The following is a 15,517-nucleotide window of genomic DNA, read 5'->3' on the forward strand; positions in this document are numbered from 1 at the left end:
CGGAAAGGCGGGCACGGCTGCGGGCGGACGGCATGCCGTCGCACACCGTCCGCCCGCATGCCGCGGGGGCTCATACGGCCCCCTCATCGCTCCCGGGTCGGTCCCCGGGTCAGGACACCACCGCCGCGTCGGCCGACTTCGCGACGCGTTCGGAGTTGCCTTCGTCACCCACGGCGATTCCCCGCCGCTTGGAGACGTAGACGGCGCCGACGATGATCGCGACGGCCAGCGCGGCGATGCCCGCACGGAGCCCCGGGCTCGCGTTGCCGCCGTAACTGAACTTCACGACCGCCGGGGCGATCAGCAGCGCCACCAGGTTCATGACCTTCAGCAGCGGGTTGATCGCGGGACCGGCGGTGTCCTTGAACGGGTCGCCGACCGTGTCGCCGATCACCGTCGCGGCATGGGCCTCGCTGCCCTTGCCGCCGTGGTGCCCGTCCTCCACCAGCTTCTTCGCGTTGTCCCAGGCGCCTCCGGAATTCGCGAGGAAGACCGCCATCAGGGTGCCGGTGCCGATCGCCCCGGCCAGGAACGAGCCGAGCGCGCCGACCCCGAAGGCGAAGCCGACGGCGATCGGCGCCAGGACCGCCAGCAGACCGGGAGTGGCCAGCTCGCGCAGCGCGTCCTTGGTGCAGATGTCGACGACCCGCCCGTACTCCGGCGTCTCGCTGTAGTCCATGATCCCGGGCTTCTCCCGGAACTGCCGCCGCACCTCGAAGACCACCGCGCCGGCCGACCGCGAGACCGCGTTGATCGCCAGCCCCGAGAAGAGGAAGACGACGGCGGCGCCGAGGACGAGACCGACCAGGTTGTTGGGCTGCGAGATGTCCAGGCTGAGGTTCATCTGCCCGGCCACGGAGGTGTGCACATCGGAGACGGCCTCCGCGATGGCGTCGCGGTACGAGCCGAACAGCGCCGCCGCGGCGAGCACCGCCGTCGCGATGGCGATGCCCTTGGTGATCGCCTTGGTGGTGTTGCCGACGGCGTCGAGGTCGGTGAGCACCTGGGCGCCCGCGCCCTCGACATCGCCGGACATCTCGGCGATGCCCTGCGCGTTGTCGGAGACCGGGCCGAAGGTGTCCATCGCGACGATGACGCCGACGGTGGTGAGCAGACCGGTCCCGGCGAGCGCGACCGCGAACAGCGCCAGCGTGATCGAAGTGCCGCCGAGCAGGAACGCGCCGTAGACGCTGAGCCCGATCAGCACCGCCGAGTAGACGGCGGACTCCAGACCCACCGAGATACCGGAGAGCACCACGGTGGCCGGGCCGGTCAGCGAGGTCTTGCCGATGTCGCGCACGGGGCGCCGGGTGGTCTCGGTGAAGTAGCCCGTGAGCTGCTGGATGAGCGCGGCGAGCACGATGCCGATGGCGACGGCGACCAGCGCGAGCACCCGCGGGTCACCGCTGTGGCCGAGGATCTCGCGGTTGGTGACGCCGTCGAGATCGCCGTAGCTGGACGGCAGATAGGTGAAGACCACGGCCGCCACCAGCGCCATCGAGATCAGCGCGGAGATGAAGAAGCCGCGGTTGATGGCCGACATCCCGCTGCGGTCGGCGCGGCGCGGGGCCACGGCGAAGATTCCGATCATGGCGGTGATCACGCCGATGGCCGGGACGAGCAGGGGGAAGGCGAGGCCCGCGTCGCCGAAGGCCGCCTTGCCGAGGATCAGCGCGGCGACCAGGGTCACGGCGTACGACTCGAACAGGTCGGCGGCCATGCCCGCGCAGTCGCCGACGTTGTCGCCCACGTTGTCCGCGATGGTCGCGGCATTGCGCGGGTCGTCCTCGGGAATTCCCTGCTCGACCTTGCCGACCAGGTCGGCACCGACGTCGGCGGCCTTGGTGAAGATGCCGCCGCCGACCCTCATGAACATCGCGATCAGCGCGGCACCGAGACCGAAGCCCTCCAGCACCTTGGGCGCGTCGGCCGCGTACACGAGCACTACGCAGGAGGCGCCCAGCAGGCCGAGCCCCACGGTGAACATGCCGACCACGCCGCCCGTGCGGAAAGCGATCTTCATTGCCTTGTGCGAGACCGCCGTCAGATCGACGTTCGGCTTCCCGGGAGCGGACGACGCGGAATCCCCGTTGACCGGGGTGGTAGGGGCCTCGGGGGTGGCTTCCCGGGCCGCGGCGGCGACGCGCACATTGCTGCGCACCGCGAGCCACATGCCGATATAGCCGGTGGCCGCCGAGAATCCCGCGCCGATCAGAAAGAACACCGACCGCCCGATGCGCTGTGGCCAGTCATCCGCCGGCAACAACATGAGCAGGAAGAACACGACGACGGCGAATCCGCCGAGCGTGCGCAGCTGCCGGGCCAGATAGGCATTCGCGCCTTCCTGAACGGCCTCGGCGATCTTCTTCATACTGTCCGTGCCCTCGCCGGCCGCGAGCACTTGTCGTACCAGCACCACGGCGAGCGCGAGCGCCGCGACCGCGACCGCCGCGATCACCATCACGATCACACGATTGTCGGCGGTCAGTTCTGCGGCGGCCAGGGACGTGGTGAGATCCAGCTGATGAGGGGTGAGAGGCCCCGCCATTCGTCCTCCTTGACGTTTGGCACATGGGCGCGCAGCAGTTCTGCGACCGCAGAAGAGCCGCCACGCTCAGGCGTCCTGAGCTCAAGATGTGGACGGATTGTAGGTAGCGTCACACGATCAAAACAGTGCGCCGGAATGGGAATTCGCCTGCACCAGCGAAGATCAATAGGTTTGGACCCCGGGAATTCCTCCGGAAGGAGGAAGGTCAACAATTCACTGACGGGGGTGGAATGATCTCTATAAACGATCTCAGTGCACTATGAAAAGTGCTGTTCAGAGCGGTTTTCCGGACACCCTGAACGCGCCCCGAACCCGTCCGGAATCTCCGGAACCCCCGGAACGACGACCGGGCCGGCCGTCACGGGGACGGCCGGCCCGGAGGTCACGGCAGATCGAGCGGAATGGCGGCGGATCGTTACGGCACGAGGGACTGCGGCGAGGCGGGCCAGCTCATGCGGATCACGCCACCGGTCTCGCTGGTCGTCACCTCGACGTCGTCGACGAGGCCGCTGATGACCGCGAGGCCCATCTCGTCCTCGGTCTCGGCCTCGGCCGCGCCGTCGTCGTCCACGTCCGGATGGGAGCCGGGGGCGTGCCCCGCCGAGGTGGGCGACTCATCGCCGACCTCGATGGAGAACTTCTTCTCCTCCTCGGTGAGCGCCACCCGCACCGGGGCGTCCACCCCGTTGCTCAGGTGCAGCCCCACCGCACGGGTGCAGGCCTCGCCGACCGCGAGCCGCACCTCGTCGAGCACGGCCTCGTCCACCCCCGCCCGACGCGCCACGGCAGCCGCGACCAGCCGGGCGGTCCTGACGTGCTCGGGAAGCGCGCTGAAGCGGAGTTCGACAGTGGCCATGCCATCCCCCTCGGGCGTATGGGCGTGCATATCGGGGGGCCGGGCGAAATCGCCCGGAACCCCCTTGGTGGTCTTCCCGCGGTGACTGGTCAGTCAGTCGCCGCGACAGCGTCCTCGACCGAGGTGTGGATGGGGAACACCTTGGTCAGGCCGGTGATACGGAAGATCTTGAGAATGCGCTCCTGGTTGCACACCAGACGCAGTGAGCCCTCATGGGCACGTACGCGCTTGAGCCCGCCGACGAGCACGCCGAGCCCGGTGGAGTCGAGAAAGTCGACGCCCTCCATGTCGACGACCAGGTGGTAGCTACCGTCGTTGACAAGCTCGACCAGCTGCTCGCGCAGCTTGGGCGCGGTATATACATCAATCTCGCCACCGACCTCGACGACCGTGCGGTCGCCAACGGTCCGAGTCGACAGGGACAGGTCCACGGATCCTCCAGCACCTTGCATCGAGCGGTCGCCCCCCATGGATCGGCAGCCGCGATGGCATTCAATCACTTACCAGCAGGCGTGCACGACGCCTTGAGCCCATTGTCCGTCAGACCAGTGACACACTCGGTGTCGATGGCCCACAACCAACTCCCGCGGCAGGCGGGCATACGCCCCTCGCCCCGGGCCGTTCTCGACCGGCTCGGCACCGGAGCGGGCCGAGGCGCGCGCATCACTCATACGGAGCACTTGCCCCCGCGTCTCGGCAGCCATGCCGACTGGCCTTCGCCGATCCGGCCGGAAGTGATCGACGCCATCCGGGCCGCCGGAATCGAGCGCCCGTGGACCCACCAGGCCCGCACGGCCGCCCACGCCCTGCGCGGGGAGTCCGTGGTCGTGGCCACCGGCACCGCCTCCGGCAAGTCCCTGGCCTATCTCGCCCCCGTGCTCAGCACCCTGCTGGACGGCTCGGAGGAGCCCAGCGGGCGGGGCACGACCGCCCTGTACCTCTCGCCCACCAAGGCGCTCGCCGCCGACCAGCGCCGCGCGGTGGCCGACCTCACGGCCCCGCTCGGCACCGGGGTGCGGGCGGCGGTGTACGACGGCGACACGCCGGTGGAGGAGCGCGAGTGGGTCCGCCAGTACGCGAACTACGTGCTCACCAACCCCGACATGCTCCACCGGGGCATCCTGCCGGGCCACCCCAGATGGTCCTCCTTCCTGCGCGCGCTGCGCTACGTCGTCATCGACGAGTGCCACACCTACCGCGGCGTCTTCGGCTCCCATGTCGCCCAGGTACTGCGCAGGCTCCGGCGGGTCTGCGCCCGCTACGGCTCCTCGCCCGTTTTCCTGCTCGCCTCGGCCACCTCCGCCGACCCGGCCGTGGCGGCCGCCCGGCTGACCGGCGTGCCGGTCGCGGCGATCACCGAGGACTCCTCGCCCCGCGGCGAGGTGGTCTTCGCCCTGTGGGAGCCGCCGCTGACCGAGCTGCACGGCGAGCAGGGCGCCCCCGTCCGCCGCACGGCCACCGCCGAGTCCGCGGACCTGCTCACCGACCTGGCCGTCCAGGGCGTCCGCACCGTCACCTTCGTGCGCTCCCGGCGCGGCGCCGAGCTGATCGCCCTGATCGCCCAGGAGCGACTGGCGGATGTCGACCGGTCCCTGCCGGACCGGGTGGCCGCCTACCGCGGTGGATATCTCCCCGAGGAGCGCCGCGCCCTGGAGCGGGCCCTGCACTCCGGTGACCTCCTCGGCCTCGCCGCCACCACCGCCCTCGAACTCGGCATGGACATCGCCGGTCTGGACGCCGTCGTACTGGCCGGCTATCCCGGCACCCGCGCCTCCCTGTGGCAGCAGGCCGGGCGGGCCGGACGCACCGGCCAGGGGGCCCTGGCGATCCTGGTCGCCCGGGACGATCCGCTGGACACCTATCTCGTCCACCACCCGGACGCCCTCTTCCGGCAGCCCGTCGAGTCCACCGTGCTGGACCCCGACAACCCGTACGTCCTCGCGCCGCACCTGTGCGCGGCCGCCGCCGAGCTGCCGCTCACCGAGGCGGACCTGGACCTCTTCGGCCCCGCCACCGAGGAGCTGCTGCCGCAGCTGGAGCAGCGCAAGCTGCTGCGCCGCCGCGCGACCGCCTGGCACTGGACCCGCCGCGAGCGCGCCGCCGACCTCACCGACATCCGCGGGGAGGGCGGCAGCCCGGTCCAGGTCGTGGAGGCGGCGACCGGGCGGCTGCTGGGCACCGTGGACGCCTCGGCCGCCCACACCACCGTGCACGAGGGCGCCGTCCACCTCCACCAGGGCGCGAGCTATCTCGTCCGGCAGCTCGACCTGGAGGACTCGGTCGCGCTGGTGGAGGAGGCCAGTCCGCCGTACTCGACCACCGCCCGCGACACCACCGCGATCTCCATCCTGGAGACCACCACCGAAATCCCGTGGGGGGACGCGCGGCTGTGCTTCGGATCCGTCGAGGTCACCAACCAGGTCGTCTCCTTCCTGCGCCGCAAGCTGATCACCGGTGAGGTGCTGGGCGAGACCAAGCTCGACCTGCCGCCCCGCACGCTGCGCACCCGGGCCGTGTGGTGGACCGTGACCGAGGACCAGCTGGAGGAGGCCCGGGTGCACCCCCAGGCCCTCGGCGGCGCCCTGCACGCCGCCGAGCACGCCTCCATCGGCATACTGCCGCTCTTCGCGACCTGCGACCGCTGGGACATCGGCGGGGTGTCGATCCCCCTGCACCCCGACACGCTTCTGCCGACCGTCTTCGTGTACGACGGCCACCCCGGCGGGGCGGGCTTCGCCGAGCGCGCCTTCCACACGGCCGCCCGCTGGCTGACCGCCACCCGCGAGGCGATCGCGGCCTGTGAGTGCGAGGCGGGCTGCCCGTCCTGCATCCAGTCCCCGAAGTGCGGCAACGGGAACGATCCGCTCGACAAGCGGGCCGCCATCCGCCTGCTGACGACGCTCCTGGCCAAAGCCCCGGACCAACCGCCCGCCGAAGGCTGACCGGACCCCGGCGCCCGCCGCCGAGCGCCGCCCGGCCCCGTCCGCCGAGCGCCCACCGGGGGCGGACACGGGAGTGTCGGCGGGGCCTGCCCGCGCCCGGGCCCGGAGGGCGAACGGCCCGGCCCGCACCTCCGCCGTGAGATCCGCGATCTCACCACTCAGGGCGCACCGCACCACGCGCGCGCCCTGGGCGGAGGCCACCCGCCGGGCGAGGCGGCACGCCGCCCCGGGCCCCTCCAGGCCGTGGTCCGCCGCGGCGAGCGCCGCCAGGTCGGCGGCCCCGCCCGCCCGGTGGCGCGCCACCATGACCTGCCCGGCCGCCAGCACGACCGCGAACACCGCGCACAGCGCCGTCGCGGCGAACGCCGCCCACACCGTCGCCGACCCCCGGTCGCCGCGCTCGCCCGCCCCGCGTACGCAACGCCTTGCACGACCGTCCGCCGCGCCGCGTACGGAACACCTCGCACGACCGTCCGCCGCCCCTCCTGCGGAACGCCTCGCACGACCGTCCGCCGCCCCTCCTGCGGAACGCCTCGCACGACCGTCCGCCGCCCGGCGTACGAAACCCCTCACCGGGCTGCCTCCCGCCCCGCGCCGGCAGTGCCCACCGTGTCCTCGGCGAGGGCGGTCGACTCGGCGTGCAGCCGGAGCGCCAGCGGGCCGGGGCCGACCGCGTGGGTCCGGACCCGCACACGCATCAGGTCTCCGTCCCGCCACAGCTCCACCCGAGCGCCGCGCGGTGCGGCCGACCGGACGGCATCCATCACGGCGTCCCGCGACTCCGAGCGCGCCGCCGCCCGGGCGCCGGCCCGGGCCGCGTCCACGCAACTCAGCTGCGCGGACGCGGCCATCAGGCTCCAGATCAGCATCAGGGCGAACAGGGCCAGCACCGGCAGCACGACAGCCGCCTCCGCGGTGACGAAGCCCCGGTCCGACCCGACGCGGACCGCTCCCGCGCGGGCCACTCCCGGTGCGCTCCGCGCACGAAGCCCGGCCCGCGCGCCCGGCCGGCCCACCGTGGACGGTGCCTCAGAACGGCGCATCGAGAGCCCGTCCGATCACCGATTGCAGCGCACCGCTGACGGTTCCGCTCGTCACCACCTTGTACAACACCGCGGCGAACGCACACGCCGCCAGCGTCCCCATCGCGTATTCGACGGTGGCCATTCCCGCCTCGGCCTGTGCACGCACCGCCGCGCGCCGCCGGGCCCACCACTGCTTCATCATTTCGGTCCCCCTTGTAGCTGTCATGTGCCGTACATACCGGCCCCTCGTGCCGCACCGGACCGAGGCGCCGTCCTCAGGTGTGGCCCGCCAGGCCGCCCGCCAGCCCCGTCATCACCGGGGCCACACCGATCAGCAGATACGCGGGCAGGAAGCAGGCCCCGAGCGGGGCAGTGGCCAGCACGCTCGCCCGATCGGCGCGTCGACCCGCCTCCCTCCCCTGCTCGGCGCGGCTGTCGGCGGCGAGCCGGGACACCGGCTCCACCGCCGGGGCGCCCGTGGTCCCGGCGTGCTCCAGGACGCGCGCCAAACCGCTCGCGCCGGGCAATGCGCCGAGCCGTCCCCAGGCGTCGGCGGGATCGCCTCCCAGCCGCAGCTCCGCCGCGGTCCGGACCAGCCGCTCGCCGACCGGGCCGCCGAGCGACTTGCCCACCGCGTCCGCCGCCGTGCGCGGGTCTGCCCCGGCGGCCAGACAGGCCGCCAGCAGGTCGGCGGCGAGCGGGATCTGCCGCACCGCTTCGGCATCCTGGCGGCCCGCGTCACGAGCCGGGCCGCCGGACCGCACGGCGGCCTGCCGCCGCTGCCACCGCCGGACGCCATACGCGGCCGCCGGCCCCGAAACCCACCCCAGCGGTCCTCCGACGAGCACGACAGCGGCCAGCAGGACACCGAGCGAGGCCGCCCAGGCCAGGGCCGCGCCCTCGTCCATCCGGGCACGCAGGCGCTCCCTGGCCTTGACCCGCCTCCGGGCCGTCCCGGTGTCCGTTTCCGCATTCGCTCGCCCGCCCGGCAGCAGCGCCGCCAGACGCCGGCCGGCGGCACGGTCCCGCCGGGCCTCCACCACCGCCATCGCCACATAGGCGACGGTGGCCATGAGGGACAGCGCGATCCCCAGCCTGTGGACAAGGGCGGCGCTCATCGGCCGACGGCCTTCCCGGGGGCGAGCGCCGCCCGCATCGACCGTCTGAGCCAGGCGAACCCGGCCCACTCCAGCAGGCAGCCGCCCAGCAGACAGCCCAGCCCGACCGGGGTGTGCAGGAGCTGGTGCAGCGGCTCGGTGCCCAGCGCGGAGCCCATCACCAGCCCGAAGACCGGCAGCACAGCCAGCACCGCGACGGTGACCTTGGGCCCCGCCAGCCTGGCGCGCAGAGTCTCGCGCTGCTCGCGCTCGGCGCGCAGCGCCGAGGCCACCCGGTCGAGCCCGGCGGCGAGCCCCGCGCCTTCGTCGACTGCCACCTGCCAGCAGGCCGCGACCCCGGTCAGCCCCTCCGCGCCCGGCTGCCGGGCCGCCCTGCGCAACGCCTCGGGCACATCCCCGCCGAACCTGGCGGCGGCGGACACCAGCCCCCATCGCTCCCCCAGGTCTCCCGAGGGCACGGACAGCAGCGCCTCGCCGGGCTGCCGCCCGGCCCGCAGCTCGCCCGCCACCGTGCCGCACAGCTCGATCACTCCCGCCGCACGCCGGTCACGGGCCCGGCCACGCTCCCGGGCCCGCAGCCACCGGCCGACGACCGGCACGGCCGCCACCGCGGCGAACAGCGGCAGGACCGACGCGCCGAGCACCGCGAGCACGCAACCCAGCGGCACGCACAGCAGCTCACGCCCCATCCGCCCGCCGTACCTGACCCGCCAGCGCTCCTTGAGCCAGGCGGCCGTCTCGGACAGCCGCCGCGCCGGGTCCGGCCCGGTGAGCACGGCGGGCCCGCCACCCGCGAACAGCAGCCTGGCCCGGCGCAGCTCCCGGTCCCGCGCGGAGAGCAGCCACGCGGCCACCGCCGCGCACAGCAACGCCGCACCGAGGCTCAGTGCCCCGGGGTTACCTCCGGTGCCGGTCATGACGCGCCTCCCCCTCGTCCACACAGGCGCTGGAGCCGCTGCCAGCCCGCCGCCCGCTCGAAGCCCCGCGGGCTCCATACGGCGGCCGGCACGGTGGTGACGAAGCCCGCGCGGTCCCGGTCCAGCACATGCAGCTCGGCGATCCTGCGCCGTCCGCCGCGGTCCCGCACCAGATGGACCACGACCGACAGGGCGGCCGCCAACTGGCTGTGCAGCGCGGCCCGGTCCAGGCCCGCGGTCGAGCCGAGCGCCTCCAGCCGGGCCGGTACGTCCCCCGCCGTATTGGCGTGGACGGTGCCGCAGCCGCCCTCGTGGCCGGTGTTCAGCGCGCCCAGGAGATCGGTGACCTCGGGGCCGCGGACCTCACCGACCACGAGCCGGTCGGGTCGCATCCGCAGCGCCTGGCGCACCAGGTCCCGCAGGGTGACCTGGCCCCGGCCCTCCTGGTTGGCGGGGCGGGTCTCCAGCCGGACCACATGGGGATGGTCGGGCCGCAGCTCCGCCGAGTCCTCGGCGAGGACGATCCGCTCCTCCCGGCCGACCAGCCCCAGAAGGGTGCTCAGCAGCGTCGTCTTGCCGGATCCGGTGCCCCCGCTCACCACGTAAGACAGCCGGGCGTCCAGCATGGCCCGCAGCAGCTCCGCACCGCCGGGCGGCACGGTCCCGGCGGCCACCAGCTCGGCGAGGGAGAACGCCCGCGGCCGCACCACCCGCAGCGACAGGCAGGTGGATCCGACGGCCACCGGCGGGAGCACCGCGTGCAGCCGTGTCCCGTCCGGCAGCCGGGCGTCCACCCACGGGCGGGCGTCGTCCAGCCGCCGCCCGGCCACCGCGGCGAGCCGCTGGGCGAGCCTGCGCACGGCGGCCGCGTCGGCGAAGGCGACGGCCGTCCGCTCAAGCCCCGCGCCGCGGTCCACCCAGACCTCGTCGGGGGCGGTGACCAGCACGTCCGTGACATCGGGCGCGGCGAGCAGCGGCTCCAGGGGGCCGGTGCCGACCAGTTCGGAGCGCAGGGCGGCGACCACACCGAGGACTTCGGTGTCGCCCAGCAGCCGCCCCTCCTCGCGCAGCGCGGCCGCCACCCGGGCGGGAGTCGGCTCCGCGCCGCTCTCCGCCAGCCGCAGCCGCACCGCGTCCAGCAGGTCAGGGGTTTCGACGCTCATGCGGTGACACCCCCCGCGCCGGGCAGGGCCCGCGCCCAGAACTCGGCGCAGAACCGGCCGAGCGGGCCGCGCGCGCTGCCGCCCGGGGGCTCGCCTCCGTCGAGTGCGTCCAGCAGCCCGGGCTCCGGAGGCAGTTGACCGGCCAGCGGCAGCCCGAGCAGCCGCGCGATCTCCTCGTCGTCCAGCTCCGGCCCGCAGGGGCCCCGCACCACCGCGCGCAGATCGCTCAGCACCATGCTCACCGTGGACGCCACCCGGTGGGCGGCCGCGACGGCGCGCAGCTCCGCCGGGACGACCAGCAGACCGAGGTCCACCTGGGCGAGGGCCTCGGCGGCCGCCTCGTCCACCCGGCGCGGCAGATCCACCACCACGACCCCGCCGCGCCGCCGGGCCGCGGCCAGCACCGCGCGCATCGCCGAGGGCGGAATGACGACCGAATCCCCCCTGTCCCAGCTCAGCACCCGCAGGGAATGCAACTCGGGCAGCGACTCCTCCAGCGCGCCCCCGGCGACCCGGCCTCGCGATTCGGCGAAGGCGGGCCATCGCAGCCCCTCCGCCCCCTCGCCGCCGAGCAGCACGTCGAGACCGCCGCCCAGCGGGTCGCCGTCGATGAGCATGGTGCGCCGCCCCGAGCGGGCCGCCGTGACGGCCAGGGCGCAGGCGAGGGTGGAGGCTCCGGCTCCGCCACGGCCACCGATGACCCCGATGGTCACGGCCTGCTGGCCAACTCCCTCTGCCACATCGGCGATCCGGTCCACGAGCCAGGTCTCGGCATCGGGCAGGAAGGCCACGTTGTCTGCGCCGATATCCACCGCCCGGCGCCAGATGCCGTGGTCGTCGAGATCGCGCCCGATGAGCAGCACGCCCGCTCTGCGGACGCGGCCGCGAAGCTTGGCCGCCGCGTCGTCCCCGACGAGAATCAGCGGCGCGCCTTCCCAACTGCCCCGGCGTGTGGGCGAGCCATGGGCCACTTCGGCTTCGGCTCCGGCGGCAGCGCACAGCCTCAGCAGATCGTCGAGAAGCTCTTCGTCCTCGGTGATGATCAGCGGTCTGCTGCGTTGTCCTTCTGCCGGTGATGACCGTTCCGGTGTGATGGATGCAGTCACGATCCCCTCCCCATATCGTTACGCGCTCTCACTCACGCGAACGGCGAGTGCAAACAACGCGGAGAATCACCGTGTCGCGATCCTGAAAATCTTGGGGATCTTGGTCCAAAACCGTGGACAACTCATCAGTTGTGAATATCCCAGTCACCTAAACCAGTGACTTCCGGAGTGCAGTCTAGCGATTACGCACGGTAACCGTTCAGGGTGTTGGGGAGCAGGAGTCACCCAGGCCCGGATGAGGGGAGCAAGATCTCGTGAAAGCACCGGAAAGGCATCCGGACATGCGACGACCCCCGCCGGGGGGGAGAGCGGGGGTCGTCCCCACGGCCGACTCGGGGGGGGAGGAGTCGGGCCGGGTTAGCACGGTCGCGAACGATCCGTGACTTCCATGGTGTACCCGAGAGCCTTCTCAGGCAAACCCACGCGCCTCAGCTTACGCCGAATGGTGGGCCCTATGCTCGGCGTCGTGGAAAACCACTCCTTGCCCCGGACAGCCGCCTTCTTTGACCTGGACAAGACGGTCATTGCGAAGTCAAGCACGCTCACCTTCAGCAAGTCCTTCTACCGGGGTGGGCTGATCAACCGTCGAGCCGTACTGCGTACTGCTTATGCCCAGTTCGTCTTCCTCGCCGGCCGCGCCGATCACGACCAGATGGAGCGGTTGCGCGAGTACCTCTCGGCACTCTGCCGTGGCTGGAATGTCCAACTGGTGAAGGAGATCGTCGCGGAGACTCTGCACGATCTGATCGATCCCATCATCTATGACGAGGCGGCTTCCCTCATCGAGGAGCATCACGCCGCGGGACGCGATGTGGTGATCGTCAGCACCTCGGGTGCGGAGGTCGTGGAGCCGATCGGCGAGTTGCTGGGCGCGGACCGGGTCGTGGCCACACGCATGGTCGTCGAGGAGGGGGTCTTCACCGGGGAAGTCGAGTACTACGCCTACGGACCGACGAAGGCGAAGGCGATCGCCGAGCTGGCCGAGTCCGAGGGATACGACTTGTCGCGCTGCTACGCCTACAGCGATTCGGGGACGGACCTGCCGATGCTGGAGTCGGTCGGCCATCCGCACGCGGTGAACCCTGACCGGGCCCTGCGCCGCGAAGCGGTCGCCCGCGGCTGGCCGATCCTCTCCTTCGACCGCCCGGTGCGGCTGAAGCAGCGGCTGCCCTCGCTGTCCATGCCGCCGCGGCCGGTCCTGGCCGCGGTCGCCGCGGTGGGCGCGGCCGCCGCCACCGCCGGTCTGGTGTGGTATGCCAGCCGGCGGCGTGCCCCTTATACCCGCATTTGACCTGCCGCAAAGATCTGCGTGGAGGGGTTCCACTTGGCTTCGCGCAGGAGTAGAAAGGAATCGACGGCCCGCGAGACCAGGGGTATCCGGGAGGATCTCCCCAGACGCACCAGGCCCCACGGACCGAGCATGGATGCCGGGCACCCACGCGACGCCGACCCGTCGATTACGGGCCAGCCGCACCAGGTGACGGGCGAAGATCCCGGCCTGATGGGCGAATTTCCGTGCACGCACTGGTAACCCGGCGGACGTGCCAGCGGCGGCACCCCCGTGGTGCCGCCGCAACTCTGTCCGGGCCCGGGCCTCCTTGGCCCGGACGGCCTCAGGCCGCTCCCCGCTGCATCGCCTCGCACACGGCCGTGCTCTCCCGTGCACCCAGCTCAACCGACCGTCCGCAGTGCGCGATCCAGGCCGCCATGCCCTCGGGCGTCCCGGACACATAGCCCTCCAGCCCGGCCACACACGCCGCGGCGCCCTGCTCCGCGTGGCCCACCTCCGCCGGGCAGACGGACTTCGGGTCCAGCCCGCTGCCGACCAGCACGATCCGCTCGGCCGCGCGCGCCACCAGGCCGTTGTACGAGGCGAAGGGCCGCAGCGCGAGCAACTCCCCGTGCACCACCGCCGCCGTCACCAGCGCCGGGGCCTCGCTGCCCGCGAGCAGCAGCCGCGCCAGCCCGTCGAGTCGGCCCGCCACCTCGTCGGCGCCCGGCGGCTCCGGCCCGACCAGCCGCTCCCGTACCGGTTCACCCGCCAGCCGGGGCCGTCCGACTCTGTCGTCATCGTCCGCCCCTCCGGCCGCGACCAGATGCAGCCGGGCCAGCACCCGCAGCGGCGACTGCCGCCAGACGCTCAGCAACTGGCCGGCCTCGGCGGTCACCCGCAGCGCCGCACCCACCGTGTGCGGTTCGCCCTCGGCCCCGAAGTCGGTGCGGCGGCGGACCTCTTCGAGCGCCCAGTCCGCACCGGCCAGCGCCGCGGAACCACGCGCTCCGCGCAGCGCCGCCTCGGACGTGACCTCGTTGCTGCGGCGGCGCATCACCCGGTGGCCGTAGACCCGGTCCACTGCCGTCCGTACAGCCTCCACGGACTCGGCCACACCGGGCAGCGCCGCCAGGGCGGCGAGCGGATCTGCTGACGTACTCATGAGTACGACCCTACGCACCCACGCCCCGGGGCCCCTCGTTGGAGTGGTTTTCTTCACGTAAATCCCTCATGGGAGAGGATCACTCACCTACGCTTTCTGAACATGAAGATCGCTTTCGTAGGCAAGGGTGGCAGCGGCAAGACGACGCTGTCGTCGCTGTTCATCCGCCATCTCGCCGCCACCCGCGCCCCCGTCGTCGCGGTCGACGCCGACATCAACCAGCATCTGGGCGCGGCACTCGGGCTCGACGAGGCGGAGGCCGCCGCACTGCCCGCCATGGGCGCCCATCTCCCCCTGATCAAGGACTACTTGCGCGGGACGAACCCCCGGATCGCCTCCGCCGAGACCATGATCAAGACAACGCCGCCCGGCGAGGGGTCGCGGCTGCTGCGGATCAGCGAGGACAACCCCGTCTACGAGGCGTGCGCCCGGACGGTCCCACTCGGGGACGGGGAGGTGCGACTGATGGCGACCGGGCCTTTCACCGAGTCCGATCTCGGTGTCGCCTGCTACCACTCCAAGGTCGGCGCGGTCGAACTGTGCCTCAACCATCTGGTCGACGGGCGCGGGGAGTTCGTGGTCGTCGACATGACGGCGGGCAGCGACTCCTTCGCCTCCGGGCTCTTCACCCGCTTCGACATGACGTTCCTGGTCGCCGAGCCCACCCGCAAGGGCATCGCGGTCTACCGCCAGTACAAGGAGTACGCCCGCGACTTCGACGTGGCGCTGCGCGTGGTCGGCAACAAGGTGCAGGGCCCGGACGACCTCGCCTTTCTGCGCGCCGAGGTGGGCGACGACCTGCTGGTCACCGTCGGCCACTCCGACTGGGTCCGGGCGATGGAGAAGGGACGCGCACCGCGCTTCACGGAGCTGGAGGAGCCCAACCGCGAGGCGCTGCGCACGCTGCACGACGCGGTGGACGCCTCCTACGAGCGGCGGGACTGGCAGCGCTACACCCGCCAGATGGTGCACTTCCATCTGAAGAACGCGCAGAGCTGGGGGAACGCGAAGACGGGTGCCGACCTGGCGGCACAGGTCGATCCGGCCTTCGCCCTGGACGAGTCCGCCCTGGACGGGCGGGCGGCGGCCGCTCCCACGCCTGGCTAGCCATCCGCCCCGGCGCGGTCATCTCGTCTGACTATTCACCCCATAGAGGGAACAACAGCCCGCTCCGCCCCAAAAGGCTTCCCACTGACTTTACCTGGCATTACGATTCATTTACCAACGCTTGGGAGTCAGCACCGCAGTACGCCGTGACCCACGGCCGCGCTCTTGCCCGCGACCGCGAAGCCCCGGAGGAGACGGGAATGTTGAAGCTCTTGGACCAGATCGCGCTTGCTACGGGGGCCCCGCTGCAAGCCGGGCTGATGGCCGTCGCGCTCGCCGGGATCGCGGTCGCCGTCCTCG

13 protein-coding genes and 1 pseudogene are annotated in these 15,517 nt (G+C 72.5%); 3 read left to right on the forward strand and 11 right to left on the reverse strand.

Annotated features, from left to right (window positions below):
* Nucleotides 1-109: 109 nt before the first annotated feature.
* The 3 genes from ACFZCY_RS01520 to bldG all read right to left on the reverse strand — a co-directional run bounded on the left by ACFZCY_RS01520 (nt 110) and on the right by bldG (nt 3,835).
* Nucleotides 110-2,548, reverse strand: coding sequence for a sodium-translocating pyrophosphatase (locus tag ACFZCY_RS01520; protein WP_391168521.1), 2,439 nt, complete (start codon nt 2,546-2,548; stop codon nt 110-112).
* Between the two features lie 415 nt (nt 2,549-2,963).
* A complete protein-coding gene (locus ACFZCY_RS01525; protein WP_391168523.1) occupies nt 2,964-3,404 on the reverse strand; it encodes an ATP-binding protein in 441 nt (146 codons plus the stop codon).
* 89 nt (nt 3,405-3,493) lie between these two features.
* A complete protein-coding gene (gene bldG / locus ACFZCY_RS01530; protein WP_009716787.1) occupies nt 3,494-3,835 on the reverse strand; it encodes an anti-sigma factor antagonist BldG in 342 nt (113 codons plus the stop codon).
* Between the two features lie 54 nt (nt 3,836-3,889).
* Between bldG and ACFZCY_RS01535 the strand changes: the two genes are divergently transcribed.
* Nucleotides 3,890-6,346, forward strand: coding sequence for a DEAD/DEAH box helicase (locus ACFZCY_RS01535; RefSeq protein WP_391168525.1), 2,457 nt, complete (start codon nt 3,890-3,892; stop codon nt 6,344-6,346).
* A 141-nt stretch (nt 6,347-6,487) separates the two neighbouring features.
* Here the strand turns inward: ACFZCY_RS01535 and ACFZCY_RS01540 are convergent.
* The 7 genes and pseudogenes from ACFZCY_RS01540 to ssd all read right to left on the reverse strand — a co-directional run.
* Nucleotides 6,488-6,919, reverse strand: a pseudogene (locus ACFZCY_RS01540) (Rv3654c family TadE-like protein); the annotation flags it as partial.
* On the reverse strand, nt 6,916-7,311 hold the full coding sequence (locus ACFZCY_RS01545) for a TadE family type IV pilus minor pilin (RefSeq protein WP_391168526.1): 396 nt from the start codon (nt 7,309-7,311) through the stop codon (nt 6,916-6,918). The gene ACFZCY_RS01545 and the pseudogene ACFZCY_RS01540, both read right to left, overlap by 4 nt.
* Nucleotides 7,312-7,375: 64 nt before the next feature.
* Nucleotides 7,376-7,573, reverse strand: coding sequence for a DUF4244 domain-containing protein (locus ACFZCY_RS01550; protein ID WP_391168528.1), 198 nt, complete (start codon nt 7,571-7,573; stop codon nt 7,376-7,378).
* Between the two features lie 73 nt (nt 7,574-7,646).
* On the reverse strand, nt 7,647-8,489 hold the full coding sequence (locus ACFZCY_RS01555; protein ID WP_391168529.1) for a type II secretion system F family protein: 843 nt from the start codon (nt 8,487-8,489) through the stop codon (nt 7,647-7,649).
* A complete protein-coding gene (locus ACFZCY_RS01560) occupies nt 8,486-9,406 on the reverse strand; it encodes a type II secretion system F family protein (protein WP_391168530.1) in 921 nt (306 codons plus the stop codon). The genes ACFZCY_RS01555 and ACFZCY_RS01560 overlap by 4 nt, the downstream gene beginning before the upstream one ends.
* Entirely contained in the window at nt 9,403-10,569 is a 1,167-nt protein-coding gene (locus tag ACFZCY_RS01565; RefSeq protein WP_361473828.1) for a TadA family conjugal transfer-associated ATPase, read from the reverse strand. Before ACFZCY_RS01565 ends, ACFZCY_RS01560 begins: the two co-directional genes overlap by 4 nt.
* On the reverse strand, nt 10,566-11,675 hold the full coding sequence (gene ssd / locus ACFZCY_RS01570) for a septum site-determining protein Ssd (RefSeq protein WP_391168532.1): 1,110 nt from the start codon (nt 11,673-11,675) through the stop codon (nt 10,566-10,568). Before ssd ends, ACFZCY_RS01565 begins: the two co-directional genes overlap by 4 nt.
* 454 nt (nt 11,676-12,129) lie before the next feature.
* On the opposite strand from ssd, the gene ACFZCY_RS01575 reads away from it, so the two are divergent.
* Complete coding sequence (locus tag ACFZCY_RS01575; protein ID WP_391168533.1) at nt 12,130-12,966, forward strand: HAD-IB family hydrolase; 837 nt, start codon at nt 12,130-12,132, stop codon at nt 12,964-12,966.
* Between the two features lie 322 nt (nt 12,967-13,288).
* On the opposite strand, the gene ACFZCY_RS01580 is transcribed toward ACFZCY_RS01575, so the two are convergent.
* Nucleotides 13,289-14,110, reverse strand: coding sequence for an oxidoreductase (locus tag ACFZCY_RS01580; RefSeq protein ID WP_391168534.1), 822 nt, complete (start codon nt 14,108-14,110; stop codon nt 13,289-13,291).
* Nucleotides 14,111-14,212: 102 nt separating this feature from the next.
* On the opposite strand from ACFZCY_RS01580, the gene ACFZCY_RS01585 reads away from it, so the two are divergent.
* Entirely contained in the window at nt 14,213-15,217 is a 1,005-nt protein-coding gene (locus tag ACFZCY_RS01585) for an ATP-binding protein (protein WP_391168535.1), read from the forward strand.
* The last annotated feature ends 300 nt before the right edge of the window (nt 15,218-15,517 follow it).

Origin of the sequence: Streptomyces sp. NPDC007983 (genome assembly GCF_042958345.1) — a bacterium.
GTDB lineage: Bacteria > Actinomycetota > Actinomycetes > Streptomycetales > Streptomycetaceae > Streptomyces.

What these genes read in the sequence shown, in the direction of transcription:
- ACFZCY_RS01520 (WP_391168521.1), bottom strand. Translation starts at nt 2,548, where the DNA reads ATGGCGGGGCCTCTCACCCCTCATCAGCTGGATCTCACCACGTCCCTG.
- ACFZCY_RS01525 (WP_391168523.1), bottom strand. Translation starts at nt 3,404, where the DNA reads ATGGCCACTGTCGAACTCCGCTTCAGCGCGCTTCCCGAGCACGTCAGG.
- ACFZCY_RS01535 (WP_391168525.1), top strand. Translation starts at nt 3,890, where the DNA reads ATGGCATTCAATCACTTACCAGCAGGCGTGCACGACGCCTTGAGCCCA.
- ACFZCY_RS01550 (WP_391168528.1), bottom strand. Translation starts at nt 7,573, where the DNA reads ATGATGAAGCAGTGGTGGGCCCGGCGGCGCGCGGCGGTGCGTGCACAG.
- ACFZCY_RS01555 (WP_391168529.1), bottom strand. Translation starts at nt 8,489, where the DNA reads ATGAGCGCCGCCCTTGTCCACAGGCTGGGGATCGCGCTGTCCCTCATG.
- ACFZCY_RS01560 (WP_391168530.1), bottom strand. Translation starts at nt 9,406, where the DNA reads ATGACCGGCACCGGAGGTAACCCCGGGGCACTGAGCCTCGGTGCGGCG.
- ACFZCY_RS01565 (WP_361473828.1), bottom strand. Translation starts at nt 10,569, where the DNA reads ATGAGCGTCGAAACCCCTGACCTGCTGGACGCGGTGCGGCTGCGGCTG.
- ACFZCY_RS01575 (WP_391168533.1), top strand. Translation starts at nt 12,130, where the DNA reads ATGCTCGGCGTCGTGGAAAACCACTCCTTGCCCCGGACAGCCGCCTTC.
- ACFZCY_RS01580 (WP_391168534.1), bottom strand. Translation starts at nt 14,110, where the DNA reads ATGAGTACGTCAGCAGATCCGCTCGCCGCCCTGGCGGCGCTGCCCGGT.
- ACFZCY_RS01585 (WP_391168535.1), top strand. Translation starts at nt 14,213, where the DNA reads ATGAAGATCGCTTTCGTAGGCAAGGGTGGCAGCGGCAAGACGACGCTG.